The organism is Hwangdonia lutea (assembly GCF_032814565.1).
GTDB lineage: Bacteria > Bacteroidota > Bacteroidia > Flavobacteriales > Flavobacteriaceae > Hwangdonia > Hwangdonia lutea.
In genome coordinates, this window is the sequence record NZ_CP136521.1 from 378,644 (window position 1) to 405,304 (window position 26,661).

Annotated in this window: 23 protein-coding genes; 7 read left to right on the plus strand and 16 right to left on the minus strand. The window is 34.0% G+C overall.

The genetic code is table 11. The features are described from left to right. Position 1: 1 nt before the first annotated feature. The 13 genes from RNZ46_RS01645 to RNZ46_RS01705 form a co-directional block, all read right to left on the minus strand. Positions 2-949: a glycosyltransferase family 2 protein gene (locus tag RNZ46_RS01645; protein WP_316983653.1), complete on the minus strand. Its 948-nt coding sequence runs from the start codon at positions 947-949 to the stop codon at positions 2-4. Continuing rightward, positions 946-1,782, minus strand: a complete 837-nt coding sequence (locus RNZ46_RS01650) for a glycosyltransferase (RefSeq protein ID WP_316983654.1) — start codon at positions 1,780-1,782, stop codon at positions 946-948. Before RNZ46_RS01650 ends, RNZ46_RS01645 begins: the two co-directional genes overlap by 4 nt. Further along, positions 1,783-2,916 (minus strand): glycosyltransferase WbsX family protein, encoded by a 1,134-nt coding sequence (locus tag RNZ46_RS01655; protein ID WP_316983655.1) that lies wholly within the window; start codon positions 2,914-2,916, stop codon positions 1,783-1,785. A 14-nt stretch (positions 2,917-2,930) separates the two neighbouring features. Continuing rightward, a complete protein-coding gene (locus RNZ46_RS01660) occupies positions 2,931-3,767 on the minus strand; it encodes a glycosyltransferase family 2 protein (protein WP_316983656.1) in 837 nt (278 codons plus the stop codon). An 8-nt stretch (positions 3,768-3,775) separates the two neighbouring features. Next, positions 3,776-4,684, minus strand: a complete 909-nt coding sequence (locus tag RNZ46_RS01665) for a glycosyltransferase family 2 protein (protein ID WP_316983657.1) — start codon at positions 4,682-4,684, stop codon at positions 3,776-3,778. Positions 4,685-4,749: 65 nt separating this feature from the next. Further along, complete coding sequence (locus RNZ46_RS01670) at positions 4,750-5,862, minus strand: glycosyltransferase family 4 protein (protein ID WP_316983658.1); 1,113 nt, start codon at positions 5,860-5,862, stop codon at positions 4,750-4,752. Next, positions 5,859-6,560, minus strand: coding sequence for a class I SAM-dependent methyltransferase (locus RNZ46_RS01675; RefSeq protein WP_316983659.1), 702 nt, complete (start codon positions 6,558-6,560; stop codon positions 5,859-5,861). The genes RNZ46_RS01670 and RNZ46_RS01675 overlap by 4 nt, the downstream gene beginning before the upstream one ends. Next, entirely contained in the window at positions 6,560-7,462 is a 903-nt protein-coding gene (locus RNZ46_RS01680; protein ID WP_316983660.1) for a class I SAM-dependent methyltransferase, read from the minus strand. The genes RNZ46_RS01675 and RNZ46_RS01680 overlap by 1 nt, the downstream gene beginning before the upstream one ends. A 3-nt stretch (positions 7,463-7,465) precedes the next feature. Next, positions 7,466-8,227 carry a TylF/MycF/NovP-related O-methyltransferase gene (locus RNZ46_RS01685; protein ID WP_316983661.1) on the minus strand — a complete coding sequence of 254 codons (762 nt, stop codon included), beginning with the start codon at positions 8,225-8,227 and terminating at the stop codon, positions 7,466-7,468. Then, the gene (locus RNZ46_RS01690; protein ID WP_316984950.1) at positions 8,206-9,471 is read right to left on the minus strand and encodes an ABC transporter ATP-binding protein; all 1,266 of its coding nucleotides are present in this window, start codon (positions 9,469-9,471) and stop codon (positions 8,206-8,208) included. Before RNZ46_RS01690 ends, RNZ46_RS01685 begins: the two co-directional genes overlap by 22 nt. A 2-nt stretch (positions 9,472-9,473) precedes the next feature. Further along, positions 9,474-10,340: an ABC transporter permease gene (locus RNZ46_RS01695; protein WP_316983662.1), complete on the minus strand. Its 867-nt coding sequence runs from the start codon at positions 10,338-10,340 to the stop codon at positions 9,474-9,476. A gap of 39 nt (positions 10,341-10,379) precedes the next feature. Further along, entirely contained in the window at positions 10,380-12,857 is a 2,478-nt protein-coding gene (locus tag RNZ46_RS01700) for a GumC family protein (protein WP_316983663.1), read from the minus strand. A gap of 2 nt (positions 12,858-12,859) precedes the next feature. Then, positions 12,860-13,654 (minus strand): polysaccharide biosynthesis/export family protein, encoded by a 795-nt coding sequence (locus RNZ46_RS01705; RefSeq protein WP_316983664.1) that lies wholly within the window; start codon positions 13,652-13,654, stop codon positions 12,860-12,862. 106 nt (positions 13,655-13,760) lie between these two features. Here RNZ46_RS01705 and RNZ46_RS01710 point away from each other — a divergent pair, with 106 nt between their 5' ends. The 7 genes from RNZ46_RS01710 (at position 13,761) to RNZ46_RS01740 (ending at position 22,952) form a co-directional block, all read left to right on the plus strand. After that, positions 13,761-15,623, plus strand: a complete 1,863-nt coding sequence (locus RNZ46_RS01710; protein ID WP_316983665.1) for an ABC-F family ATP-binding cassette domain-containing protein — start codon at positions 13,761-13,763, stop codon at positions 15,621-15,623. A gap of 115 nt (positions 15,624-15,738) precedes the next feature. Then, the gene (locus RNZ46_RS01715; RefSeq protein WP_316983666.1) at positions 15,739-16,524 is read left to right on the plus strand and encodes an O-methyltransferase; all 786 of its coding nucleotides are present in this window, start codon (positions 15,739-15,741) and stop codon (positions 16,522-16,524) included. A 228-nt stretch (positions 16,525-16,752) separates the two neighbouring features. Then, positions 16,753-17,325: a cob(I)yrinic acid a,c-diamide adenosyltransferase gene (locus tag RNZ46_RS01720; protein WP_316983667.1), complete on the plus strand. Its 573-nt coding sequence runs from the start codon at positions 16,753-16,755 to the stop codon at positions 17,323-17,325. Positions 17,326-17,695: 370 nt separating this feature from the next. Then, complete coding sequence (locus tag RNZ46_RS01725) at positions 17,696-17,917, plus strand: DUF2795 domain-containing protein (RefSeq protein ID WP_019387375.1); 222 nt, start codon at positions 17,696-17,698, stop codon at positions 17,915-17,917. A gap of 172 nt (positions 17,918-18,089) precedes the next feature. Continuing rightward, the gene (gene secA, locus RNZ46_RS01730) at positions 18,090-21,443 is read left to right on the plus strand and encodes a preprotein translocase subunit SecA (RefSeq protein ID WP_316983668.1); all 3,354 of its coding nucleotides are present in this window, start codon (positions 18,090-18,092) and stop codon (positions 21,441-21,443) included. Between the two features lie 172 nt (positions 21,444-21,615). Beyond that, positions 21,616-22,137, plus strand: a complete 522-nt coding sequence (locus RNZ46_RS01735; protein WP_316983669.1) for a YybH family protein — start codon at positions 21,616-21,618, stop codon at positions 22,135-22,137. Positions 22,138-22,343: 206 nt separating this feature from the next. Beyond that, a complete protein-coding gene (locus RNZ46_RS01740) occupies positions 22,344-22,952 on the plus strand; it encodes a hypothetical protein (protein ID WP_316983670.1) in 609 nt (202 codons plus the stop codon). A gap of 965 nt (positions 22,953-23,917) precedes the next feature. On the opposite strand, the gene RNZ46_RS01745 is transcribed toward RNZ46_RS01740, so the two are convergent. The 3 genes from RNZ46_RS01745 to RNZ46_RS01755 are packed head-to-tail and all read right to left on the minus strand — an operon-like array spanning position 23,918 to position 26,617. Further along, complete coding sequence (locus RNZ46_RS01745) at positions 23,918-25,501, minus strand: hypothetical protein (RefSeq protein ID WP_316983671.1); 1,584 nt, start codon at positions 25,499-25,501, stop codon at positions 23,918-23,920. An 11-nt stretch (positions 25,502-25,512) separates the two neighbouring features. After that, positions 25,513-26,082: a hypothetical protein gene (locus RNZ46_RS01750; RefSeq protein WP_316983672.1), complete on the minus strand. Its 570-nt coding sequence runs from the start codon at positions 26,080-26,082 to the stop codon at positions 25,513-25,515. Then, entirely contained in the window at positions 26,066-26,617 is a 552-nt protein-coding gene (locus tag RNZ46_RS01755) for an RNA polymerase sigma factor (RefSeq protein ID WP_316983673.1), read from the minus strand. The genes RNZ46_RS01750 and RNZ46_RS01755 overlap by 17 nt, the downstream gene beginning before the upstream one ends. Positions 26,618-26,661: the final 44 nt, after the last annotated feature.

Below are 26,661 nucleotides of genomic sequence, written 5' to 3' on the forward strand. Positions count from 1 at the left end.
TTTAGTTTCTTAAGTTTAAAATTTGTTTTTTTATTATAAATATTTTTGTCCAAACAGGGTACAAATAATACTTTAACTGATAAAATACCTTAAGTTTTATATTGGGTTTAGTTTCCTTAATAATACCTTTCACTAATTTAAAATCTCTAAACGAAATTGCTAAATTCATTAAATATTTAAATAAATAAGGCGTAAGCAATCCTTTTTTATATAAATTAGAAACAACCAAGTGTATAGCTTTCTTTTTAGAATTTATTCTAGTCTTGTCTTTTCGCCAATATTCCCCTGTATTAGAGTTTGCATGTTTCCTGTTAAAATAGAGGTGCTTTTTTATTAAAACACCTTTGATGTTTGTACTTAAAATGCGTTGGTAACATTCCCATTCCTCTGCATACATTAAACTTTCATTAAACCTAATGCTTTTAAAACACGCTTTTTTCCACATAACTGTACAAGATGCAAGAGGTGTTTTTTGGGTTACTACGTCTTCTAAAATTTGATGATTGGTTTGTATGCTTTTAAAATTAAAATCCTCATTAATTAAATTAGTATCAAATGCACCTACAAAAGACTTTTTCAAGTAATTACAAAAATGTAAATCTTCATGTTTTTTAAATACCGATAAGCATAATTCTAAATTTTGAGGATGCACGGTATCATCATCATCAAAAAAAATAATGTAATCGCCAGTTGCTCTATCTAAACCATAATTTCTACACCCCGGTAAGCCTTTTAAATAGGTGTCTGGTCTTTTAAAAAATGTAAACCTTTTATCTTGTTTTAATATTGGCGTAATTACCGCTTCGGTATTATCAGAACCGCCATCATCAATAATTAAACATTCCCAATGGGTATATGTTTGCTTTTGAATAGATTGTAAGGTTTCTACAATAAAATGGGCTCTATTGTAGGTGGCCATGATTATGGAAATTTTTGGTGCAACTTTCATCTTAAGAGTGATTTCACCCATCTTAATGGCATCAAAACTGCTTTACCTATTTTAAACTCTAACCGTTCTGTATTTTTTATTTTCTCTTTTTCCTCTCTTTCAATTCGTTTAATTAAATGATGTATAGTTGTTTCAAATTTATCAATATATAAATCTTTGTTTTTAATATAAATATGCTTTAATAATCTATACTTTTTACTATTAGCTTTAGTTGTGGTAGAATCAGAACGTTTTCTATAATTATATAATGGTTCTTTAATTACATAAGCAACTCCTCCTCTCGCAAGCAACCTTATAAAAAATTCCCAATCTTCAAATCCCTCTCTCATACTCTCATCATAACCGCCACATAGTTCCCAATCCTTTTTTCTAAACATTGATGTGCCTAAAGCTTGATTTACAAACAAAAAATCTTCAAGTTTTCCACCATTTGGTTTATATAATGAACTTGTTTCATTTTCAAAAAGTAAATTTGCATAACATGTAACCAATTTTATATCATTTTTTTCTAAAAAAACATTAACAGCCTTTTCACTAAACATTGTTTCAAAGAAATCATCACTATCTAAAATTAGGATATACTCACCATGAGCTGCTTTAATACCTTCATTTCTTGCTGTACTTTGACCTTGATTTTCTTGTGTAATTAATATGTCTATTTTAGATTCTAATCCTTTTAAAATATCTTTTGTTTTCTGGTTAGAACCATCATCTACAACAATTATTTCTTTATTTGAGTGTGTTTGACTTAAAGCAGAGTCAATAGCCTGGTCAATGAATTTTGCATCATTGTAACAAGGAATAACTATTGATATTAAATCGTTAATTTTCAATTAGTTTTTTAATTTTTCTTTAACCTCTTTTATCACATTTAACCATCGCAAACCAAACGTTTTATCAGGTTCTAAATAATTTCCTTCTGCCCATTCATTCCATGATTTAACAACTACAAATTGAGGGTTTTCTGGATTGTTTTGCAATTCCTTTACAGCAGCTTCAAGGTGTGTTTTCCAAGCAGAAGGTGTTGCATTTTTAAATACCAATGATTTTTTTCCGCTCCTAGCTGAATTATCCCAATTTGGAAATACACAAGGTATATATTTTTTGTTGAGAAACTTCACATTGAAATTTGAAACACCTTTAGCATAATCAAAAATAAGTGGTTTTTTTCGTTCACCTATACTACGTGATGGCCAAAGTAAACTTTTCAATTTAGATTCAACTTTACCGAAAAAGCTTTTACTAGGAAAAAATGATGGTTCCTTATATCTCATTTTAAAAAACACATCTAAACCAACTTGACCATCTACATTTTTATTATTCAGCTTTAAATCATTATCGCTTGTTGCAGTAGACACTAAGTAAATGCCATTAAAACCAGCCTTAATTGCTAAACTATTAAACACTTTAATAAATACATCTAAATCTGGAATATCGTTTAGTTTATAAACATGAAACATGGGCTTATTATCTAAAACTATATACCTAGAATCTTTAAAAAATGGCAATAAATAATTAAAATATGCCTCATAATCCTTTTCGCCATTATAGGTTTGTTCTATCAACACCTCAGGATTATCTAAACCATGCCAAATACCTTTCCAAGTTTCGTTAGCCCAACAAAAGCAGAAGGGAATATCAATACTTTTGTTTTCCAGCATTTTTTCTGCGGGTTTTTCTAAAAGCATTTTACCATTACCAAACCAATATTGATAATAAATAAAACCATCAACACCATTTGCTAGTGCTAATTCTGATTGTTTCTCTTGAATCTTGGGTTGTTTTAATAAATCATAATATCCTAATTCTCCAGGTGTTATTGGTTGATAATGATTTTTAAATAATGGTTTTGCTTTTTTTACGTTTGTCCACTCGGTGAAACCTTTTCCCCACCACTTGTCATTCTCAGGAATAGGGTGAAACTGTGGGAGATAGTAGGCTAAAAATTTAATTTCAGGTTTGCTCATCTAGTAGGCTTAATTCACTTATTACTTTTAAAAATTGTAAAACCAAAAAACTTTTTTAAAAACATATTAATTACAAATTTTTCACTTTTTAATTTTTCATCATAATTCTTCTTTACTCTTTCTGTTTCTCTCAGTAAAGCATTAAAAGAGCCTAATTGTTTAACAAAAAAATCGGTGTGTTTTACGCTCAAATATTCTTCCGTCTCTTTTGTTTTTTGAGCATCCATTGCTTTAAGCATTGAAACCTCTTTAACTCTATAATAAAACTGAACAGATTCAATTTTTTTTACTAACCCTCCATTTTTTAACAATGAAATCCAAAACTCCCAATCTTCCCATCCATGAATCATATTAACATCAAAACCTCCTACTGTTTCCCAATCTATTTTTCTAAATAGAGCTGAACAAAAAATTACGTTTGTTCGACTGAGGTTATCCAATGAAAACTCCGGGAGCTTCCATAATTCAACAGAATCCCCAAACTTTTTTGCTTCGCAATAAACTACTTTTATTTCCTTATTCTCTTGAAATGCTTGATATGCCAACTCAAGATAATTTTCTCCAATTTTATCATCGGCATCTAGAGGTAAGATAAACTCACTTTCAGCTTTTTTAACACCTAAGTTTCTAGCACTACTTAAGCCTCTATTATCCTGAAAAATATATTTAAATCTTGAATCCTTTTTAATCCATTCATTTGAAACAACCTCAGTAGTATCTGTACTTCCATCATTAACTATAATGCATTCCCAATCAGTGAATGATTGATTTAACACAGATTGCAACGCCTCATCAAGATATTTTGCTTGATTGTAACAAGGTACTATAACAGATATTAAATAATTTGACATACTACAAGCTATATTCTACCAACTATTAGTAATAGTAAACTTTTAAATTTAATTTCAAATTTATGAAATGGATTCGCAAAAAAAGATTTTCCTAAAAAATAAAACTTTGCATGATGTTTTTTAGAAAATTTTAATTTCTCGAATCGACTTAAATAATAATTAGAACGATATTTACTCATGTACTTTTTTGAGAAATTATCAATTTCTAATTTCTGTTTCTTTCTACGCCGATAGGCTTTATTAATTGCGTAAAAATGCCAGTATTCAGCTTTATAAGTATTATTATTATTGGAAATACTATTTTCATTTATTCTATATAAATACAAAGATTCATTTATAAATCGATGCGCTCCTTGTTCTTCAATTTTATAGTATAAATCCTGGTCTACAGCTCTTTTCATTAAAGGATCTATTTCTTCGGTTTTTTTGTAAGCAGAATTTTTAAAAGATGCAAAAGCTGTAAAAGCTCCCTTTCCATAAGTTAGATACGATTTTCCATCAGAGATTTTACTTCCAATGCTTCCTTTTTTAATAATATTAAGTTGTAAATCAACAAGATCAAACTTTGAGGTAATTATAGATGCGTTCTGAAATTCCTTATGAGCCGAAATCATTACCTCTAAAGCATTTGGCTCAATAGTATCATCTGGATCTAGAAAACCAAGTATTTCACCATGTGCTAATTGTGCACATTTTCTTTTTGTATACCCACAGCCTCTATTTTCTTGATTTTGAAATAACTTAAAACGTTTATCATTACTAATTAATTGCTCAATAATACTTACAGAATCATCAGTTGAACCATCATCAACCAAAATGACTTCAAAATTTTGATATGTTTGATTTACTATACTTTGATAACAATCATTAAAAAAATGACCATTATTGTAATTTGCTATAAGAATAGAAAATAACATGATTCTTTTTTAATTGAACAATATGGTTGGTTTATATAATTTGATTTACGAAAATTCAATAAATATTAAACAACTTTTTCTAAAATATTTTGCAAGTTATTAATATGCCTATCTAAACTAAAATTTTCCATAATATTTAACTTTCCTGACTTCCCAAGTTTTTTTGCGAAATTTAAATCATCTAAAACTTGCAACATATGCATACTCATAGTTTCTATATCGTGTTCTTCACTAAGTAGTCCTGTAGTTTTGTGCTCAACAACATCAGGAATTCCAGCATGATATGTTGAAATAACTGGCAAACCTGCTGCACTTGCTTCTAAAACTGCTAAAGGTGTTCCTTCCATATCACCATTAGCAGCAGTAATTGAATGCTGTACAAAAGCTCTAGAATCTTTAAGTATAGCTCTATATTCTTCTGGACTAATTATTCCCAAAAGCTTTACGTTATTCTCTAAATCATAATATCTTATAAGATTTGAAACACTATTATATAACACACCATCACCTGCAAACAACAATAGTGCGTCTGGGTGCTTTGAAACAACCCCTTTAAAGGCTAATAGTGTATAGTAAGGTGCCTTTTTATCTGTAAATCTTCCTATTGCTATTAATTGTTTTTTTGAAAACCTAGATTCTATTTCTAAAAACTCTGGCTGAGGTCCATAAACATTATATACGAGCTTATTTTGAGGGCAACCAAGTTCTAATAACATCTCCTCCATTTTTTTGGATACTACAATCACTTTTTTAGATAATTGAAAAACTTCTTTATATTTCCCACAATCTTCAACTATAGTATTAATACTAGCATCATACCCATGAAAATGAACTACAATAGGCAAACAAGACTCTTTAAGAATTTTTCTTAAAGAATGCGCATGAGTGCCATATTCTACTAAAACAACATCTACCCTATTAGTTTTCAAACTATATAATAACTTCTGTTTCCAGATATAAGTTGAAGACTTACTTGTTAATTTTGTATAAATCTTAAGTATAAACCTTTTATGGAAAGGCATTTTATTTTGCTCATGTTCTAAACGGAGCCCATAACCAGTACCGTAATAATAAAAAATATTACCATTTAAATATTTTTTATGTGCATGAATAAAAGTTTCAGAGTACGGATTTTTACTTGGGGAAAATAGGGCTATATTGATTTTTTTTGAACTCATTTTTTAGCTATACCATATAAACCTGTTATCATTTGTCCTTCTTTGAACCTAACTGCCTCTAGGTTGTCTTTTTTTATAAGATACTTCATTACAGGCTTGAGTATTATAGAAAAAACCTTTCTTTTGCGAGAAGACATAGCACTTCGTCGAACCCATAAGCCAAGCATTTGAGCCATTGAGGCATGCCATCCTCCTGTAGCTTTTATTTCGATATTTGAAAAACCTGAATTTTTTAAATGACGCTCTAGTGAAAATGGGGTATAACGGTACTCATCATTAGGCACCTCATGTAAATTCCACAAAAAAGGAACAGTAAAAAAGAATATTCCCTCTGGCTTTAATATTCTAAACACTTCTTTTAGTACTATTTCTGGTTCAGGGCAATGCTCTAAAACCTCTGTTCCAAAAGCACAATTAAAACTATCATTTTCAAAGGGCATACGTGTTCCATTCCATGTGATATCGGGTTTTATAGCCATATCATACGTTAGCGCATTTTCTATATCCAATCCAACATAATTTTTAACTTTTGAGTTTTCTAGAATGTACTTTTTATATGGCATTTTTCCACAACCTATGTCCAAAAGATTCCCTTTAAAATTTGAAAGACTAGAATTTAGTGCAGATAAAATAGCCTTTCTAATAATGTAACGGTCAATATTTTCATTCGAAAATGGTATGTCTGTGAAATATTTCATTATTCTACTTTTTCAAATACTGCAAGAATATTTCGGCCTTTAACATATTTACAAAGAATCTTTTTTAATATATTAGGCATTACTTGATGACTAATTCGTATTACGAATCTAGTTAAAAAATTAGCGTTTTTTAATTGAACATTCAAAAAATCCGTATAAGCAACATTCAATGGCTCAAACTCTAGAGAAACTAACATTATAGGAAAAATTTGTTCTAAGTATTTTAATGCTTTCTTATTCCATAATCCTGCATGATGTGGAGGCAAATTTAATGTGTGGTATTTATCATTAACAAACAAGTATGGGTTATTATTTGGTACTCCAATAATTAATTTACCATTTTCTTTTAATAGTTTTATTGATGATGCGATAAAGCTATTTACATCAGTAATATGTTCTAAAACTTGAAAACAACAGACTATGGAATATGAATTTGCATTTATTGAAACTTCATCGTTAATTAATCTTTCCTTAACATTCAATCCATTTTGTATACACTGTTTAACCGCGAATGGGTTTAACTCCAATCCTTTGCCTTTAATATTCTCTAATTTAATACGGTTTAAAAATGCACCAAAACCGGAACCTATTTCTAAAACTGAATCGTTAGATTTCAAATATTTCAGAGCAACCCCATGCTCCCAACGCACAGAATAATAATTCGTTCTGTTTAATGACAAATCTACATAAAACGCTGCATCTCCTATACAGGAAAAAGGGTAATAAAAACGATATCCCGAATCTACGCACTCATAAAGATCAACCAAATCTGATTTAAAAAATCTTTCAACATTAATACCCATTTTGGAATAATCGTTACAAATGCGAGTAACTGAAAAACTGCAATGCTTTATAACATTACTGCTATTTGTTAAAGGACTTAATGGTACAATTAAATTCATATTCTACATCTTTACTCCTATACGACAAGTATAATCCACTCGACTTAAAAAAAGTTTTATATTATTTTCTTTCAAATACTCATCAACAGCTTTCTTACATCCCGACCAGTGTCCATAATCATCAATAATAATAATACCTCCCTTAACAATATTAGGAAACAAATGAATCATCTCATGTTTTGTAGATTCATACCAATCAGTATCCAATCTGAGTACAGCAATTTTATCCGGAGTATTGGAATCAGGAATAGTCTCCTCAACTTTTCCTTTTATAAAATGAAGTTTTTCTATTGGGTAATTAATTGAAAAAACATTCTTTTTAACTTCCTCCAACGATGAAAAGCACCAATTACCATTACTATCTTGATAAATCTCTTTAGCTGAATCTCCTTTAACTGATAAATCGATATCTTTTGGCTCAGTCATACCCTCAAACGTATCATACAAATATATATCTCTAATATTCTTTAAGTTATTCATGGTGTGAAGAACAGCCATGATACTTCCACCTTTCCAAACTCCACATTCAACTATAGCTCCATTAATATTGTTATTCACTACGTAATTTAAAGCTCTAATAAGAGACACTATACGCTCTGAACTCGTCATTGTAAACTCAGCAGTAATATCAACTATTTTATTTTCAAAATCAGAATAATCAAGTTCTTTGTTGGGATTAATTTCTGTTTTTGAACTCTGTGGTTTTCTAAAAATATTTTTTATTTTCGATTTGAGCATTAATATTAAATTTTTTTTGCTGTCCATTCTGAATCCTCAATATATTTACAAGTTCCACGTTCCCATGAATAATCATTTCGATTATTCTCAACCATTTCAATTTTGAAATTACATGTGGAATCTATATAATCGTATTTTTCTTTAGTTTTTGAATTAGAAAGATAAACTCTTAAAGAATAATTCCCCACGTAGAGCCTTGATTTGCTTAGTAAGCAACTAAATAAATAATCGCCTTTATCTCTTACTATATTTTCTTCAGAATCTATTTGCCACAAATGAGTAATAGGTATTTGAAGTTCATCTATAATTTGAAATGATAAAGCTAGATTTTCTAATTTCTCTGGTAAGTTAATTTTAAAGTTAATTTTTAATGCTTTACCAAACTCATGAGTATTACCAGGTAAACTTGTATGTACTTTAATAAATGTAATTATTGGCGTAATGATTATATTTTTATTACAATATTCAAATTCATCGCTTGTACCTTTTAAATATTCTTTAATTGCTAATTTTGTGTTTCCTGTATAAAAGATACTTCCATTATTTAGTACTATAACACGATCCGTTAATAGCGATATTGCATTCATATCATGACTTACAAACAACACAGTTCGTCCCTCTCCTTTGCTAATATCTTGCATTTTACCAATAGCCTTTTTCTGGAATTCTGCGTCTCCAACTGCCAAAACCTCATCTATTACCAAAATATCAGGTTCTAAAAAAGCCGCTACGGCAAATGCTAAGCGCACCGTCATACCACTGGAATATCTTTTTACAGGTGTATCAATATAACGTTGACATCCAGAAAAATCTATAATTTCATCAATTTTAGAACGAATTTCTGCCTTAGTCATTCCTAATATAGCACCATTTAGATAAATGTTTTCTCGTCCAGTCATTTCTGGGTGAAAACCAGTACCTACTTCTAATAATGAGGCGATGCGTCCTTTAGTCTTAATCTCTCCAGTGGTTGGACTTGTAACTCTAGACAATATTTTTAACAGCGTGGACTTTCCTGCACCATTTTTTCCAATAATACCAAGTACTTCGCCTTGTTTGACCTCAAAATTAATATCCTTTAAAGCCCAAACATAGTCACTTTCACCTTTTATACTCCTATCATTAGTTTCGCCAATTTTTAAAAAGGGATCATCTTTTCCACGTACCTTGTGCCACCAACGGTTTAAATCGTGACTAATGGTTCCTGTACCAACTAAACCCAATCGGTATTGTTTGCTTATATTTTCAGCTTTTAATATAATATCACTCATCATTAAACCGTATCTATAAAGCTTTTTTCCGTTTTATTAAAAATAATCAATCCAAATATGAAAACGATAAAACTAATAATCAAAGTATATAAAAAACCTGTCAAACTGAAGCTTCCTGTATTTAACAATATATATCGAAATCCTTCAATAATTTGAGTTAAAGGATTATATTCTACAAAAGGAACGACCCAATCAGGAAATTTTAATTTGGCTTCAGATACTGGATAAGGCACTGCAGAAACATACATTAATAACTGTACTCCAAAACCGACCAATACTGTTAAATCTTTATATTTGGTTGTGAAAGAAGAAATTATCATTCCTAAACCTAAGCCTAATAAGGCCATCATTAAAACATAAATTGGGAAAAGTATTATTTCACTATTAATACTTACCAAACTACCTTGAAAGGCATAATAAGCATAGAAACAAAAAAAAATGCATAATTGTATTCCAAACTTCAATAAATTGGAAATTACAACTGACAACGGTACTATAACCCGAGGAAAATATACCTTACCAAAAATTCCAGCATTTGAAGAAAAGGTATTTGAAGTACCTGTTAAGCACAGTTTAAAATAATTCCATGCCGTAATGCCTGCTAAATTGAATAAAAACGGTGGGACACTTCCTGTTTGAATCTGACCTAGATTATTAAAAATAAGCGTAAATATGACTGAGGTAAACAAGGGTTGAATAACATACCATAAGGGTCCTAAGATGGTTTGCTTATATACTGTTACAATATCTCTTTTAACAAACAACAATAACAAATCGCGATATCTCCAAATTTCCTTGAAGTTAAGATCTATTAATTTGTGTTTTGAAGATATTGTATATAACCAATTATCGTCTTTGGTAGTATTCAATTTTTAATTTTTTAGTTTTTCTTATGGTTGAATTGCTTTCTAACGTATTTTAAACCAACTTTTAACTTTATCAACTAAAGTTTCTTTTTTACCGTTTTCATGATATGCGTTGCCATAAGCACCGTAACCATAGCTATAACCGTAGCCATAACCGTAACCGTATCCATGGCCTTTATTATGTTTATAGAAATTCAACACATAACTTACATTTTTCAATTCTCCTGTTTTATGCTTCGCATTTACAAGCTCTAGCATACCTTTTTTAGTGTAATTCAATCTAACTACAAACAATGTTGCATCTGCAAATTGCGATAATTCCAAAGCATCGGTAACCAATCCTAATGGTGGTGAATCGAGCACAATCATATCGTAAGTTTTTCTTAATTCTTCAATAAGCTCGCTCATGGCATTGCTCATTAATAATTCTGATGGATTTGGCGGAATGGGCCCCGAAGTAATCACATCCAGATTCTCAATATGGCTTTTAAACGTGACTTCTTCCAAATTTTTATCTCCTATAAAATAGTTGACAATTCCGGAATTATTATCCATATTAAAATCACCAAAAATTTTAGGCTTTCTTAAATCCAATCCCAAAAGAATCGTTTTTTTACCCGATAAGGCATAGGCACTGGCAATATTAATAGAACAAAATGTTTTGCCTTCGCCACTCACCGAAGAGGTTAGCATAATGGTACGCCCGCCCTTTTTATCGGTTTTTTTATAGAAAAACTGTAAGCTCGAACGAATGGCTCTAAAGGATTCAGCTACCGCCGATTTTGGTTTTTCATGAACCACTAAGCTGTTATCGTGCTCGAATTTGCCCACCAAACCAAGTATAGGTATTTTTGAAAGACGTTTTACTTCATCGGCACCATGAATCGTATTATCCAACAAAAACAATATAAAAACAAGTGCAAAAGGCCCAAAGAAACCAACTAATAAGGCCATCATATAATTCAGGCTCTTATTGGGGCCTATCAAACCACCTCCTGTATCCTTGGCAGCTTCAATTATTGAAATATCCGAAATATTAGCAGCCTTAACGATAGCAGCTTCGCTTCGTTTGGCCATATACACATTATAGGCTTCCTGACTTATATTTAAGTTACGCTGTATTTTTAAATACTGCTGTTGGTCTTCGGGCAAATCATTTAATCTGTTTTCTAAATTTGCTTTTGTTCGCCTTACACGGTTTAACTGAATATTTATTGTTTTTTTTGTTGAAGCAATGGTTTCCAACAATACGTTTTTTTCGGCATCAATGCTTCCGTCCAATTCTTGTAAGGATGAAGACCCTTCTTGCACCAATTGTTCCAATTCCTGGCGTTGTATGGCTAATGCCGTGATTTTACTCACGCTATTCGCAATGTTCATTTCCTCAATCCCAACAGAAGTGGGCGCGGCAATTTTAGTGTAATCGGTTTTGGTTTTTAAATAATCTGACAGAATATCCAAATACTGTAATTTAGATTGGTTTTCTTCCTCGCGAGCTTCCAGTTCACTTATTTTTTCAGAAATTTGTAAAAGCTCTTCATCTACATTAAACATTTTGGTTTGCTTTCTAAAAGCATTCATCGTGTCCGTAATAGCCTTTAATTCTGTGTTAACAATACTTAAACTACTATCTATAAATTTAATGGTGTTTGTGGCATATTGGTTTTTCCGCTCTAAATCCGTGGCACTTAAAATGGCTGTTGTGGCATTCAAATAATCAACAATTTTATGCTTGTTATGTCCTGCTAATGCCAATGTTAAAATGGAAGAAGATGTTTTGCTATAAGGTGTTACGGAAAGCTTTCCTTTGTAACCGTTTACTACCCCATCAAAATTTAAAAACTGTATAAAATATTCTGAGTCTGGTACAATAGATACGTCGTCTTTTAAGTTTAAAGTAAACTTTGCAAATGCCAAATCTACAAGTTCTCCAACTTCAAAAACTTTGGAAAACTTGCCTTTTTGTACGGCAGCACTTTGCACCGATTTATCGCTATATTTTTGAGTTGTAGCCCTGTCATTTTCAAAATTCACAAAAAGCTCGTATTGCGTATTGCTAAGAAATTTTATGCCTATGGGTTTCCCGAGTAATTGCCCTTTATTTTTGTCTATGTCAATATAAAACGGTGCTTTTTTGTAAATATCTTCTTTTCGGTATTTCCCTTCTTTTAAATATTGAATGTAAAATTGTAATGAATCGACAACAAGCTCGTTATGGTTTCGGGTTTTTAATGCTATAATGGTTTTGCCCACTTTACCTGAAACACCGCCCCAATTGAATGAAATACTGGTGTTTGCGGTAAAAAACGGATTTTGGTCGTTCTCCAACGATATTAAAGAACTCAGCCTATAAATATTCTGTTTTCTATCATTAACAGAATACGCTACAAACAAGCCTATGGCAATAGCTAATACAAATAATTTCCAGAATTTCAACAACTTAAAAAGGAAGCCTCTTAAGTCGAAATTAAGACTTTTTTGCTCGTTATAATCTATATCTTCTATATCGTCGTAAGCCATGGTTATATCCTATCTAACAGTAAAATAGTTGTTGTAATTAATGATAAAACGGTAGCAATAGCCCCTATATTTTGAATGGCATTGGTGCCCGTTCCCCAAGATTTTTGTTTTAGGGGTTTCACATAAATCATGTCATTGGGCTGGATATAATAGTAAGGCGAATTCATCACATTGGCATCGGTTAAATCCAGATGGAATATTTTCTGTCCTTGCGGAAATTGCCTAATAATCAGCACATCTTTTTTATCGCCCGTATCCGGTATATCGCCAGAATTCGCCAGTGCTTCAAAAATATTAACACGTTCCTTAAAAATCGTTTTGGTGCCCGTACTACCTACTTCACCTGTAACGGTGTATTGTAATCCGGTTAGTTTTACGGTTACAAAAATATCGTTGGCGGCTTTATATTCGGTTTCCAATAATTTGTTTTCAATAATTTGCTTTATTTCATCCGTAGTAAAACCCAACACATTTATTTTACCCAATTTAGGCATCAAAATATTACCGTGTAAATCAACCGTAAACCCATCAAAATAAGCTCGCTCTTCGCTACTGGCATTCAAATCGCCCTCTCCAATGGGGTTGAAAATCTGAACGGTTTCTTGCTTTGCCGCCTTAATTCTAATATTTAAAATATCGTTGATTTGCACGCGGTATGGCTTTTGTTTTTCAACAATAATTTGGGTTGAATCGGTTGCCGAATTTTTATTTTGAAGGTAAAGCGTGTCCTTGTACGGAACGCAAGACACTGATACAGAAGCAATGGTTAGTAAGGCTATTAAAAAAAATCTCGTCATACTGAGGCACGTTGATATCCAACAAATATAACTTTTCGTGTTGAACAATAAAACATATATGAGTATTTTTGGTTTTTTAACCGTTATTTGCAGAAAAATTTTCCCATTGAATTATTTAACAGTAGAAAACATATCGAAATCTTACGGCGAGGTAACGCTTTTTAAAAACCTTTCTTTTAGTATCCACAAAGACCAAAAAATAGCTTTTGTTGCTAAAAATGGTACGGGAAAAACCTCCATTTTAAATATCCTTTCGGGCGATGACCAAGCCGATTCTGGCAACATTATTTACAGAAAGGACATTAAGGTTTCATTTCTCTCGCAAAACCCAAAATTTGATAACACTTTAACTGTTGAAGAAACTATTCTTGCGAGCGAAAATCCCATTTTAAAAGTGATATCGAATTACGAAAAAGCACTTTTAAATCCAGATGATACCGAAGCCTATCAATCCGCATTTGATGCCATGGAACGGCACCAAGCCTGGGATTTTGAAACCCTTTACAAGCAAATCCTTTTTAAATTAAAACTTGAAGATTTAAGTCAAAAAGTGCGTACCCTTTCCGGGGGACAAAAAAAGCGTTTAGCTTTGGCGAATGCTTTAATTAATAAACCCGATTTATTGATTTTAGATGAGCCCACCAACCATTTGGATTTAGAGATGATTGAGTGGCTTGAAGACTTTTTTGCCAAAGAAAACCTAACCCTTTTTATGGTAACGCATGATCGTTATTTTTTAGAACGTGTATGTAACGAAATTATAGAATTGGACGAAGGCCAACTTTACAGCTACAAAGGCAACTACTCCTATTATTTGGAAAAACGCGATGCCAGAATTGAGCGCGAAGCGGTTGAAACCGGAAAAGCCAAACAACTTTTTAAAAAAGAACTAGCGTGGATGCGCCGACAGCCCAAAGCGAGAACAACAAAATCGAAGTCCCGAATTGATGATTTTGCCGATATAAAACACCGCGCACACCAACGCAGAAACAATCATGAAGTACAACTGGAATTGAATATGGAGCGCTTGGGCAGCAAAATTCTGGAATTCCATAACGTATCAAAAGCCTATAAGGATAAAGTTATACTCGATAAATTTGAATACACCTTTAAAAAAGGCGAACGCGTTGGTATTATTGGTAAAAACGGCACCGGAAAAACCACGTTTTTAAATATTTTAACCCAAACGGCTCAACCCGATTCGGGTAAGGTTGTTAAAGGTGATACCGTAAAATTCGGGTATTATACACAAGACGGTATTACCATTAAACCCGAACAAAAGGTTATTGATGTGATTCGCGAATTTGGAGATTATATTCCGTTAAAAAAAGGACGACAAATTAGCGCACAACAACTGTTGGAACGCTTTTTATTCAGCCGAAAGAAGCAATACGATTTTGTTGAAAAACTAAGTGGTGGCGAACGCAAACGCCTCTATTTATGTACGGTTTTAATTCAGAATCCTAATTTTTTAATCCTCGATGAGCCTACCAACGATTTGGATATTGTAACCTTAAATGTGCTTGAAAGTTTTCTTTTGGATTTTCCCGGTTGCATTATTGTGGTATCGCACGATAGGTATTTTATGGATAAAGTGGTCGATCACCTTTTTGTTTTTCAGGGCGATGGCGTTATTGACGATTTTCCTGGAAATTATACCGATTATCGTGTTTATGAAGATAGCCAACCCGTAATTTCTGAAACCACCGAAGTTAAAAAAGACAATACCGCTTGGAAACAAAACGAAGCTTCAAAACTATCATTTAACGAAGAAAAAGAACTGCGGAACATTGAAAGCAAACTAAATGCATTGGCTTTTGATAAAAAGGAATTGGAAAACAAATTCAATAATCCGGATTTATCGCAAGATGATATTAATAAACTGTCGGGCGAGCTTCAAAAATTAATTGACGCTATTGAAGCCAAAGAGGAACGTTGGTTTGAGTTATCTTCTAAATTAGAAGATTAGAATTTTTATTTCACGGAGACTCACAGAGGATTACACAGAGTTTCACAAAGTTTTTCTCAGTGCATCTCTGCGCTGCCTTTGCGAAACTCGGTGTTATTTTTTATTGAAAAATAAAATGCTTTACCAAATAAAACAATACATAAAATTCCTTTTAAAATCCACCAATCAACACGGTGTGCACTCGCCTTTTGTGTATAATTTGGTGACAAAATGTTTTTACGATAGCACCAATTACCCAGCTTATAAGCACATTTTAAACTACAAAAAAGAACTTCTTAAAAACAAAACCAACATTAAAGTAACCGATTTAGGAGCTGGTTCTCAAATTTTAAAACATACAAAAAGACATGTTTCCGACATGGCTAAAAACGCGGGCACCACCTATAAAAGAGCTAAACTTTTACACCGATTGGTACGTTATTTTGAATTTGATAATATTTTAGAACTCGGCACCTCATTAGGCATTGCCACACAAGCGATGCACTTAGCAAAACCGAAAGCAAACATTACAACTATTGAAGGTTGCCCGAATATTTCTGAGTTTACTATAAAGAATTTTGAAAAACACATACTGAAAGAGCATAGTCGAAATATCAATTTTATAAACGATAATTTTGATAATGCTATAAAAAATCTAAAATCCAAAACCTTTGACCTCATTTTCTTTGATGGCAACCACCAAAAAGAAGCGACTTTACAGTATTTTGAAACTTTAATTGAAACCGCACACAACGATTCTGTTTTTATTTTTGATGATATTTATTGGAGTAAATCCATGACCGAAGCTTGGGAAACCATAAAACACCACCCCAAAGTAACCGTAACGATTGACACCTTTTTCTGGGGTTTTGTTTTTTTTAGGAAAGAACAGGTTAAAGAACATTTTGTAATAAGAGTTTAGATGTTGAGTTGATAAGTCGTTTGACTGTCATTCCTGCGAAGGCAGGAATCCACAATCAAACTTTTCATTTATTTATTGTGTATTTTTATAAATGAATTGTTGTAATTAAAAAAATGATTTAAACTCCAAAGTAGATTCCTGCCTACGCAGGAATGACAAAACAAAAACATTCGTGAATTCGTGGCAAAAAACCTTGAATTTTCAATTTTAAATTTTGAACTTGCAAGTATGAAGATTTACACCAAAACAGGCGACAAAGGTACCACGGCATTATTTGGCGGTACGCGCGTACCCAAACACCATATTCGGATTGAAAGCTACGGAACGATTGATGAACTCAACTCGCATTTAGGCTTAATTCGCGATCAAGATATAAATGAGCATTACAAAGAAGTATTAATGCACGTACAAGACAGATTATTTACCATTGGCGCTATTTTGGCCACCGACCCCGAAAAGGCCATTTTAAAAAGCGGTAAAGAACGCTTGAATATCGAAAAAATTTCTACTGAAAATATTGAGCGTTTAGAACAGGAAATGGACACGATGAACGAAGCATTACCACCAATGACGCATTTTGTGCTTCCGGGCGGACATCAAACCGTGTCATTCTGTCATATTGCACGCTGTGTGTGCCGTAGGGCCGAACGTTTGGCCTCGGCACTTAACGATTTGGAACCTTTTGAGGCCAATGCCTTAACATACTTAAACCGGCTATCTGACTATTTGTTTGTGTTGGCACGAAAGTTGTCGTTTGACTTGCAAGCAAATGAAGTGAAATGGATTCCTGAGAAAACGTGAAGCACGGAGTTTGAAGACGGAAGGCCGAAGTTGGAAGTACAATAGTTAGTAAATTAAGATTTAACTGCTTACTGAATACTGATGACTGCAAACTAGCCCGCGTTAGGGATTGCAGCGTAAAGCCCACAGCGACCTTTTTTGGGAGCGCGGACTTGCAGCGTAAAGCCCGACCCTCCCGATAGCTATCGGGATTGGGTAACGCCCAAAAACTTCTTGAAATTTGCTTATTTTATTAACACCGCATTGGTAAATTTTACCTGTTTAAAATGCAGACGGGAAACGTTCTTAAAAATAATAATGAAATAAATCATTTTTTCCTTGCATGTTTAAACTAAAAATTTATTTTTGCAAAAAATTAAACGCATAAAACATGTATTGGACTTTAGAATTGGCATCGTATTTAAGTGATGCACCTTGGCCAGCAACCAAAGATGAATTGATAGATTACGCAATTAGAACTGGCGCACCGCTGGAAGTTGTTGAAAATTTACAGTCGATTGAGGACGAAGGTGACTCGTATGATTCGATTGAAGAAATCTGGTCTGATTATCCAACGGATGAGGATTATCTTTGGAATGAAGATGAATATTAATAAAGCATAAAGATAAGTTAAAAAGTCTCGATTTGAGGCTTTTTTTTTATTCTTAATCTTAATAAAATAATAACATAATGTATCTTTGAGTGCTTTTAAAAAAGCATCAACCAAAATACATATAACTAATTGCACTTAGCACTGCCTAAGCGTAAACATAAAACATACACCCATGAGTTTTTTAGATTCTGTACTAAAAATGTTTGTTGGCGATAAATCCAAACAAGATGTAAAGGCTTTAATGCCCATCGTTGAAAAAGTTAAAACTTTTGAAGCGGCTCTGGAAGCCTTATCGCACGACGAACTAAGAGCTAAAACAGCCGAATTTAAAGGGATTATTGCCGAAACGCGCAAACCTTTTAACGATAAAAAAGAAGCCCTTTTAAAAGAAGCCGAAGCTACCGAAGATATTGATAGACGCGAAGATATTTACCAAGAGGTTGATAAAATTGAAGACGAATCTTACGAAGCTGTTGAAAACACCTTAAACGATATTTTACCCGAAGCTTTTGCCGTGGTTAAAGAAACCGCAAAACGCTTTATGAACAACACAAGCATTACAGTAAATGCCAATGAGTTCGACAGAAGTTTATCGGGCGATAAAACCTATGTAACGCTTGATGGCGATCATGCCATTTGGGCAAATTCTTGGGATGCCGCCGGAAAACCCATTACTTGGGATATGGTGCACTACGATGTGCAGCTAATTGGTGGTGTGGCACTGCACCAAGGTAAAATTGCCGAAATGCAAACCGGTGAAGGTAAAACCTTGGTAGCAACATTGCCGGTGTACTTAAACGCACTTACCGGAAAAGGGGTGCATTTGGTAACGGTAAACGATTATTTGGCAAAACGTGACAGCGCGTGGATGGCTCCTATTTTTGAGTTTCATGGGTTAAGCGTCGATTGTATTGATTATCATCAACCAAACTCCGCAGCACGTATAAAAGCCTATAACGCCGATATTACTTACGGTACCAACAACGAATTTGGTTTCGATTATTTACGTGATAATATGGCACATTCGCCAGATGATTTGGTACAGCGTCCGCACCACTACGCCATTGTTGATGAGGTGGATTCGGTTTTAGTGGATGATGCACGAACACCATTGATTATTTCTGGTCCCATTCCACAAGGTGAACACCACGAGTTTAACGAATTGAAACCAAAAGTTGACGATATTGTTTCGGTACAGCGCAAATATTTAACGGGCGTTTTGGCCGAGGCTAAAAAACTCATTAAAGCGGGCGACACTAAAGAAGGTGGGTTTCAGCTGTTACGTGTGTATCGCGGTATTCCAAAAAACAAAGCCCTTATTAAGTTTTTATCTGAAGAAGGTGTAAAACAACTGCTTCAAAAAACCGAAAACTTTTATATGCAGGACAACAACCGCGAAATGCCAAAGGTTGATGCCGAATTGTACTATGTTATTGAAGAAAAAAACAATCAAATTGAGTTAACCGATAAAGGGATTGAATACCTTTCTGGAAAAGATAACCCAGACTTTTTCATCATGCCGGAAATTGGTATTGAAATTGCTAAAATTGAAGAACAAGGCTTGTCGGCTGAAGAAGAAGCCAACCTTAAAGAAGAATTATTCAAGGAATTCGGGGTAAAATCGGAGCGTATTCACACTTTAAATCAGCTTTTAAAAGCTTATGCTTTATTTGAAAAAGACACCCAATACGTGGTGATGGACAATAAAGTAATGATTGTTGACGAGCAAACGGGTCGTATTATGGATGGGCGCCGTTATTCTGACGGATTGCACCAAGCCATTGAAGCCAAAGAAAACGTAAAAATTGAAGATGCCACCCAAACCTTTGCTACGGTAACCCTTCAAAATTACTTTAGAATGTACCGCAAACTGTCGGGTATGACGGGTACTGCGGTTACAGAAGCTGGTGAATTCTGGGAAATCTATAAATTGGATGTGGTTGAAATACCAACAAACCGCCCCATTGCCAGAGACGATAAAGAAGATTTGGTTTATAAAACCAAACGCGAAAAATACAACGCGGTTATTGATGATGTTACAAAATTATCAGAGGCTGGTCGTCCGGTTTTAATAGGAACCACCTCGGTTGAAATTTCCGAATTACTTGGTAAAATGTTGAGTATTCGCAAAATATCGCACAATGTATTAAATGCAAAACAGCACAAAAAAGAGGCCGAAATTGTAGATCAGGCAGGCCGACCCGGACAAGTAACCATAGCCACCAATATGGCGGGTCGTGGTACCGATATTAAGTTAAGCGATGAAGTTAAAGCAGCCGGAGGTTTAGCCATTGTGGGCACCGAGCGCCATGATTCACGTCGTGTAGACCGCCAGTTGCGTGGTCGTGCCGGTCGTCAAGGAGACCCGGGAAGCTCGCAATTTTACGTATCGTTGGAAGATAATTTAATGCGTTTATTTGGAAGTGAACGTATTGCCAAAATGATGGACCGCATGGGATTAAAAGAAGGCGAAGTGATTCAGCATTCCATGATTTCAAAATCCATTGAGCGTGCCCAGAAAAAAGTTGAGGAAAATAACTTTGGTGTTCGTAAGCGCTTGTTGGAATACGATGATGTTATGAACGCCCAACGTGAAGTGGTTTACAAACGTCGCCACCACGCGTTATTTGGTGAGCGCTTGCGCGTAGATTTAGCCAACATGATTTTTGATACTTCGGAAGGTATTGCCGAAACCAATAAAGGCGCCAACGATTATAAGAATTTCGAGTTTGAATTGATTCGTTATTTCTCCATGAGTTCGCCTATTTCTGAAGAAGAATTCGGAAAGCTTTCGGCACAGGAAATCACCTCGAAAATATACAATGCCGCTTTTGATAATTACAAGGAAAAAATGGCTCGAAATGCCGATATTGCTTTCCCAGTTATTAAAAATGTTTACGAAACGCAGCGTGATAAATTCAAACGTATTGTAGTGCCGTTTACCGATGGCGTAAAAAGCCTAAACGTGGTAACCGATTTGGAGAAAGCCTACGAATCTGGCGGAAAACAATTAATTACCGATTTTGAGAAAAACATCACACTCGCCATTATCGACGATGCTTGGAAAACCCATTTACGTAAAATGGACGAATTAAAACAATCGGTACAGTTGGCGGTTCACGAACAAAAAGACCCCTTATTAATTTACAAATTTGAGGCCTTTGAGTTGTTTAAAGCGATGATTGACCAAGTGAATAAAGATGTGATTTCATTCTTATTTAAAGGGGAATTGCCTCAAGAAACACAAGACACCATTCAAGAAGCGCGAGCCCGTAAACAGGAAAAACTAAATATCCAAAAAGACGAGATTCCTAATTTAGACGAGCGTTCTGCGCAAAACAGAGCGGCAGGAAATACGCAGCGCCAACAGGAAGTGGTTGAAACCATTGTTCGGGACCGACCAAAAATTGGGCGTAACGACCGTGTTACCATCAAACATGTATTAAATGGTGAAAACAAAACCTTAAAGTACAAACAAGCCGAACCTTTAATTGCCAAAGGCGATTGGGTTTTAGTTGAAGATTAATCAAATTCCTGCGAAAGCAGGAATCCAATAATTATAAAATCCTGATAGTTTACTATCGGGATTTTTTATTTCAATAAACTTGATCGTTTTGGATTTTTTAAATGAAAGAAATAATACTGTTTTATTTTTTGTAACTTACTGAATATCAACAACTAATTAAACAACTAAATTTATGAAAACAAAATTAGCATTTACATTGATTTTAATTTTTGGAATTTTAATCACAGGATGTAAACAGGAAGAACAAAAAATTGAAGTTGAAGAAGTAAAAATTGACCTTATAAATGATGCCTTTCCCGAAGCAAAACAAGAGGTAAAGAAAACCATGGACAGTATTGCCAAAAGTGCGCAAGATGGCAACATTGATAAGTTAATCTCTTTCCATGCTTACAGCCCAAAGTTTACTGAATTTAAAGATGGACAGCCCCGAAATGACGGCGAAGCAAACGAAAAATACGAACGCCATGTTTTTGGTTCTGTATCAGAAATATTAAAGTTTGATATGAACGATATGAAAATAGCGGTTTACGGCGACGTTGCAAATGTAACGCTACATACAGATTTTCACTTAAAATTTGGAGAAGATCTCGTGGTGGTTAACGAACAAATGACCTTGTTACTTGTAAAAACTAAAACTGGTTGGAGAATAGTACATGAACATCATTCACCTTTAAAAAAGGAAGAAAACGAATAACAGCCTTTACACAAAATTTTAAAATCCTGATAGTTACTATTGGGATTTTTTTTGTTTTAATAGTATAAATCCTTTTGAATTTGTCAGAAAAAATATCTAATTTCGTTTACAGCATTATTATGTGCATAAACTATGACACCCATAATTGGTGTATAATTAATATTAATTATATATAATTGTTATAGCCAATTTAAAAAAAGAGACGAATGAATAGAAAATCTTTAATATGGATTGTAAGCATTTGGGTAGTTCTTACACTTGTAAACTACTACTTGGTTCCATATTTCATTGTCGCACTCGAATGGCTAATTCTTTCATTGGTTCTTCTAATATGGTCTATTGGACAAATCGTCAAGCTGATTAAGGAAAGAAAGAATTTAAGTCGACAGAGAATTGCTTCAGTTTTAGTCATTTCGAGTTTGTTCCTTTTAACGTTCTTTCGACAGCCTGTAAATCAGATTATTGAAAAAGCAGATTGGTACATATTCTTCAACAAACGGACAGAAGTAGTGGAACAAGTGAAGAACGGAGAACTTGAGCCAAATGTGAGTTGGAACGGATGGGTTTGTGAATTGCCTTACGAATTTCCTGTAATATCAAATGGTGGTAATGACATTGGAATTTCTAAGAATGACAGCACGAATGAAGTGACCGTTACATTTTGGGTTTTTAGGAATTTCTTTAGTTCACCTTCAACTCATTTTGTATATACTAATCGACCAGAAGATATTAAACATTACAATGAACTTAGTGAACGACATCCTGATGACAATTGGAAAATCGAAGAAAATTGGTATCGGACGTTTCACGAATGAATAAATAAAAACTGGCTACAACAACAGGTATAGTGCATGCCATGCGGGACACGCACCATACCCAAAACGTTGTGCATAATGTCGGAAAAACGAAATCCGAATTAAAAATTTGAGAATAAAAGAAACATTTTTGACAAATCGGAATAATAAATTTCGTTCTGATTTAAATAATTCGGCTGACAATAATGCGGAATAGAAACTGGAAGGAAATATAAACGACCTGAATAAAAATCTTTGACTAAAAAAAAACAGTAAGTGGGAATCAATAGCTGACCTTATATGGGAAACGCCAACAACTCTGGAGGGAATTTTTGTTGCAATTCCTTACCTTATTTTTAATTCAATCGGTACAATTATTAAGGTGATTTTTTTATCATTAATCTCAATTTTGACTTTAAACAAATGGAAAAAATTGACAGACTTATGGAATAAAAAATACTTGAAAGATAATATTACAAATCCTTGGAATTTTGTTTTAGCTCTTGGGATTATTATTTTTTTGACAATTATATTCTAAAACTAAAAGAAACACTATGCACAACACCGTGTCCTATGAAAAGCACTAGCCTAGTTCTTCAAAGTTAATATTTTATTTTTTAATTACCTCATAATGAAGTTTCTGTGGTGTTGGAATGTTAGCAATTCCGATAGGATTGTTAACATTTCTATGTCCTTTAAATAACTTGCTCAGCAAAAAATTCTCCGACTTTCTATTCGGTATGTATGTACTAATATAGCTACTAAAACACAAAACAAAATCATATCCAAAAACAAAAGACTTATCGGTTTAAAAATATAAGCTAGCAAAAATGTGCGTTAGGGATTGAAATGGAAATCCTTTTTGTGAGGCACGAGCAAAAAGATTGTATTGGAAAGCCCGACCCTGCTTCGGGAGCCCCAGCGACCAAGTGGGGTAACGCCAAAAAAATAAAAAAAAATTCAAAAAATTAAAGAAGAAGTAAACCCTACTGCATCACCACATTGCTGTACTTGGCATTAACCACAATGGTTTTGTTGGTTTCGGTGTTATTGGTTGTAAACGAAGAGAGGTTATTATCGGTAGTTTTTTCGGGGTGCTTAAAGCGTGTGCGCGTGCCTTTGTACTGCAAATTATGGCCTGCTTTTGGCAGCGTTATTACGGCATCGCTGTTTTGAAGAATAAGGTTTAAATTGTTAAAAGCATCGTCGATTTTTAAGATTTTCAGGTTGCCAATGCTGCCATCGATTATGGCGCTACCCAATAGATTTTGTATTTCGATATTTGAAGAATTGGCGCTTAACACCAACTGCCTTACATTGTTTAACTCGGCATGTTCAACGTATTTTAAATTGAGTTCTCCCAAATTCCAATGCGTAACGTAAACTGGCGAATAGGAAGCATTAATGGAAGTAGAACTCCCATTAATGCTGTGTGCTGTAAATTTGGTATGCGACAAATCGGCGTGTAAATTATCGATGTTTGCTGCGAATTCTATTTCGCCATGCCTAACGTTGACTTTCAATTTAGCGCCTTTTGGCATTTTAATCCGGATGGTTTTTTTAACTTTTGAGTTCGACTTTTTGTTAACCAAACGTTCGATTAAAACACGACGTTCGTCGGATAGTTTTTTGCGTTCTTTCGCGTGTTTTTTATGAGCTTCTACTCGTTCTTTATGAGCCATTGCTTGAGCTTTTGCCCTTTTTTCGTGGGCTTTTGCTTGAGCTTCTACCCGTTGCTTATGGGCTTTTACTTGTGCTTGGGTTCGTTCTTTATGGGCTTCAACACGTTCTGCTTGTGCTTCCATACGTTCTGCAAAACGTTTGCCCCAAGCTTCCATTTTTTCAGCATAGGCTTCGTTGTCCCATTTGCCTTCAAACTTTTCAGCCCATTCTTCCATTTGTTCGGCGTATTTTTCGCCCCATTCTTTTCCGAATTTCTCGCCCCATGCCTTCATTTTCTCTTCATATTCTTTACCAAACTTTTTCTCGAAATTTTTGGTATATTCTTCCATATATTTTTCGCCGTCTTTTTTATAGGCTTTATAGTCAAATTGAATTTTATCAACACCTTCTGGCAATTCGGGTAACTCCGGCATTTTTGGCATTTTAGGTAATTCCGGAAGTTCTGGTAATTCTGGCATATCGGACATATCAAAATGAAAATCGAAATCGGGCATATCTGCCAATTCAAACTTTAACTCTTTTAATACGGCGTGCACCGCTTCATTATCCTCACCGCCACTATAGGCCCAACGGGATGATGAATGCCCTCTGGTTTTAATGGAAACCTGGTCTTGCGAACCCGAAACATTAACCTCCCAGTCTTTTAAAGCGGCTTGCAATTCTTCTTGACTTAAATCGTCGCTTTCTATATAGGCTTCAATTTCTACGGTGCCCTTGTTCCAAGTGTCGAACACAATATTGCAATAACTTGTGCTTAAATCGATGGTAACATCTTTATCTACTTTAATGGATTGCGATACTTTAGTTAGTTTTTGTTGAGCCAGTAAACCACTCGAAATTAAAAACACTAAAGCAAATTGTTTGATTTTTATAATTGTCTTGTTCATTTTTTGATTTTTTAGATGGATTGTTTTACTTCTTCAAAGTTATCTTCAGAAGTTTGTAATTCGCTTAACTGCGACCGTAAACGATGCAACAGATTTAAACGAAATTTTAAATTATCGATTAATGCATTTACCGTTAACTCGCTGGGTCCAGATTCGGTTAATTCCACCGATAAGCGTTGGTATTCCTTATCCAGTTCATTCAACTGCAATAAATAGCCATCAAAAACCGCTTTGGTATCTGGCGTATATTTCATTTTAGACAACTCTAAATTGATGCTTGCCAAATAATAATCTTCAACCTTTTTTAACCCGGGAGATACATCGCCCAATGTTTTAATTTCAGCGGTATTTGTGGTTGCTATTTCTGTAGTATCATCGGGCTGAAGGTATTGATAAACCCCAATGCCCAACCCTAAAAACACGACTAAACCAGCTGCTATTTGCATCCAATAAAAAATTGGTTTTGGCTGTTTAGGAAACGCATCATCCAGCTTTTCAAGAAATCTATCCTGATGGTTTTTTGGCATTTTTACGTGTAAAGCCTCATCCTCTTTAAATAACTCTCTAATGTCTCGTGCCATTTTTTTTAAGTGTTAACAGTTCTTGTAATTTTGCTTTACCTCTAAATAACTGGGTGCGCGATGCCACTTCGGTAATATTTAAAATCTCCGATATTTCCTGATGGTCGTAACCCTCAATCAAATACAGCATCACCACATATTGGTATTTATCCGGTAAATTATTTATCGCCAATTTTACATCCTTTAATGTAATGGCATCGTCTACCAACCATTTGTCGTCATTATGGGCATCAACCACTTTTAGGTGCACCTCGTCCAATGCCACAAGTTTTTGCTTTTTAGACTTCAAAAAATCAATGCTTTTATTAACAACAATGCGTTTTAACCAGGCGCCAAAAGTAACTTCAGCCTTGTATTGGTGCAGTTTAGAAAACGCTTTAATAAAGGCTTCCTGCACCACATCTTCGGCATCATTAGCATTTTTTAAAAAACGGTGGGCCACAATATACATCCCGTCGCAGTACTGGTTGTATAACTGCAATTGGGCTTTCCGGTTGTTTTGTTTACATTGTTCAATAATGTCAACTTTAAACATGCTAATTCTTCGTTTGGTTCCAACCCACATCACATGGGATTAAG

What these genes read in the sequence shown, in the direction of transcription:
- RNZ46_RS01675 (WP_316983659.1), bottom strand. Translation starts at nt 6,560, where the DNA reads ATGAAATATTTCACAGACATACCATTTTCGAATGAAAATATTGACCGT.
- RNZ46_RS01665 (WP_316983657.1), bottom strand. Translation starts at nt 4,684, where the DNA reads ATGTTATTTTCTATTCTTATAGCAAATTACAATAATGGTCATTTTTTT.
- RNZ46_RS01720 (WP_316983667.1), top strand. Translation starts at nt 16,753, where the DNA reads ATGAAGATTTACACCAAAACAGGCGACAAAGGTACCACGGCATTATTT.
- RNZ46_RS01750 (WP_316983672.1), bottom strand. Translation starts at nt 26,082, where the DNA reads ATGGCACGAGACATTAGAGAGTTATTTAAAGAGGATGAGGCTTTACAC.
- RNZ46_RS01645 (WP_316983653.1), bottom strand. Translation starts at nt 949, where the DNA reads ATGAAAGTTGCACCAAAAATTTCCATAATCATGGCCACCTACAATAGA.
- RNZ46_RS01745 (WP_316983671.1), bottom strand. Translation starts at nt 25,501, where the DNA reads ATGAACAAGACAATTATAAAAATCAAACAATTTGCTTTAGTGTTTTTA.
- RNZ46_RS01725 (WP_019387375.1), top strand. Translation starts at nt 17,696, where the DNA reads ATGTATTGGACTTTAGAATTGGCATCGTATTTAAGTGATGCACCTTGG.
- RNZ46_RS01680 (WP_316983660.1), bottom strand. Translation starts at nt 7,462, where the DNA reads ATGAATTTAATTGTACCATTAAGTCCTTTAACAAATAGCAGTAATGTT.
- RNZ46_RS01660 (WP_316983656.1), bottom strand. Translation starts at nt 3,767, where the DNA reads ATGTCAAATTATTTAATATCTGTTATAGTACCTTGTTACAATCAAGCA.
- RNZ46_RS01740 (WP_316983670.1), top strand. Translation starts at nt 22,344, where the DNA reads ATGAATAGAAAATCTTTAATATGGATTGTAAGCATTTGGGTAGTTCTT.
- RNZ46_RS01685 (WP_316983661.1), bottom strand. Translation starts at nt 8,227, where the DNA reads ATGGACAGCAAAAAAAATTTAATATTAATGCTCAAATCGAAAATAAAA.
- secA (WP_316983668.1), top strand. Translation starts at nt 18,090, where the DNA reads ATGAGTTTTTTAGATTCTGTACTAAAAATGTTTGTTGGCGATAAATCC.
- RNZ46_RS01690 (WP_316984950.1), bottom strand. Translation starts at nt 9,471, where the DNA reads ATGAGTGATATTATATTAAAAGCTGAAAATATAAGCAAACAATACCGA.
- RNZ46_RS01735 (WP_316983669.1), top strand. Translation starts at nt 21,616, where the DNA reads ATGAAAACAAAATTAGCATTTACATTGATTTTAATTTTTGGAATTTTA.
- RNZ46_RS01705 (WP_316983664.1), bottom strand. Translation starts at nt 13,654, where the DNA reads ATGACGAGATTTTTTTTAATAGCCTTACTAACCATTGCTTCTGTATCA.
- RNZ46_RS01715 (WP_316983666.1), top strand. Translation starts at nt 15,739, where the DNA reads ATGCTTTACCAAATAAAACAATACATAAAATTCCTTTTAAAATCCACC.
- RNZ46_RS01700 (WP_316983663.1), bottom strand. Translation starts at nt 12,857, where the DNA reads ATGGCTTACGACGATATAGAAGATATAGATTATAACGAGCAAAAAAGT.
- RNZ46_RS01670 (WP_316983658.1), bottom strand. Translation starts at nt 5,862, where the DNA reads ATGAGTTCAAAAAAAATCAATATAGCCCTATTTTCCCCAAGTAAAAAT.
- RNZ46_RS01755 (WP_316983673.1), bottom strand. Translation starts at nt 26,617, where the DNA reads ATGTTTAAAGTTGACATTATTGAACAATGTAAACAAAACAACCGGAAA.
- RNZ46_RS01655 (WP_316983655.1), bottom strand. Translation starts at nt 2,916, where the DNA reads ATGAGCAAACCTGAAATTAAATTTTTAGCCTACTATCTCCCACAGTTT.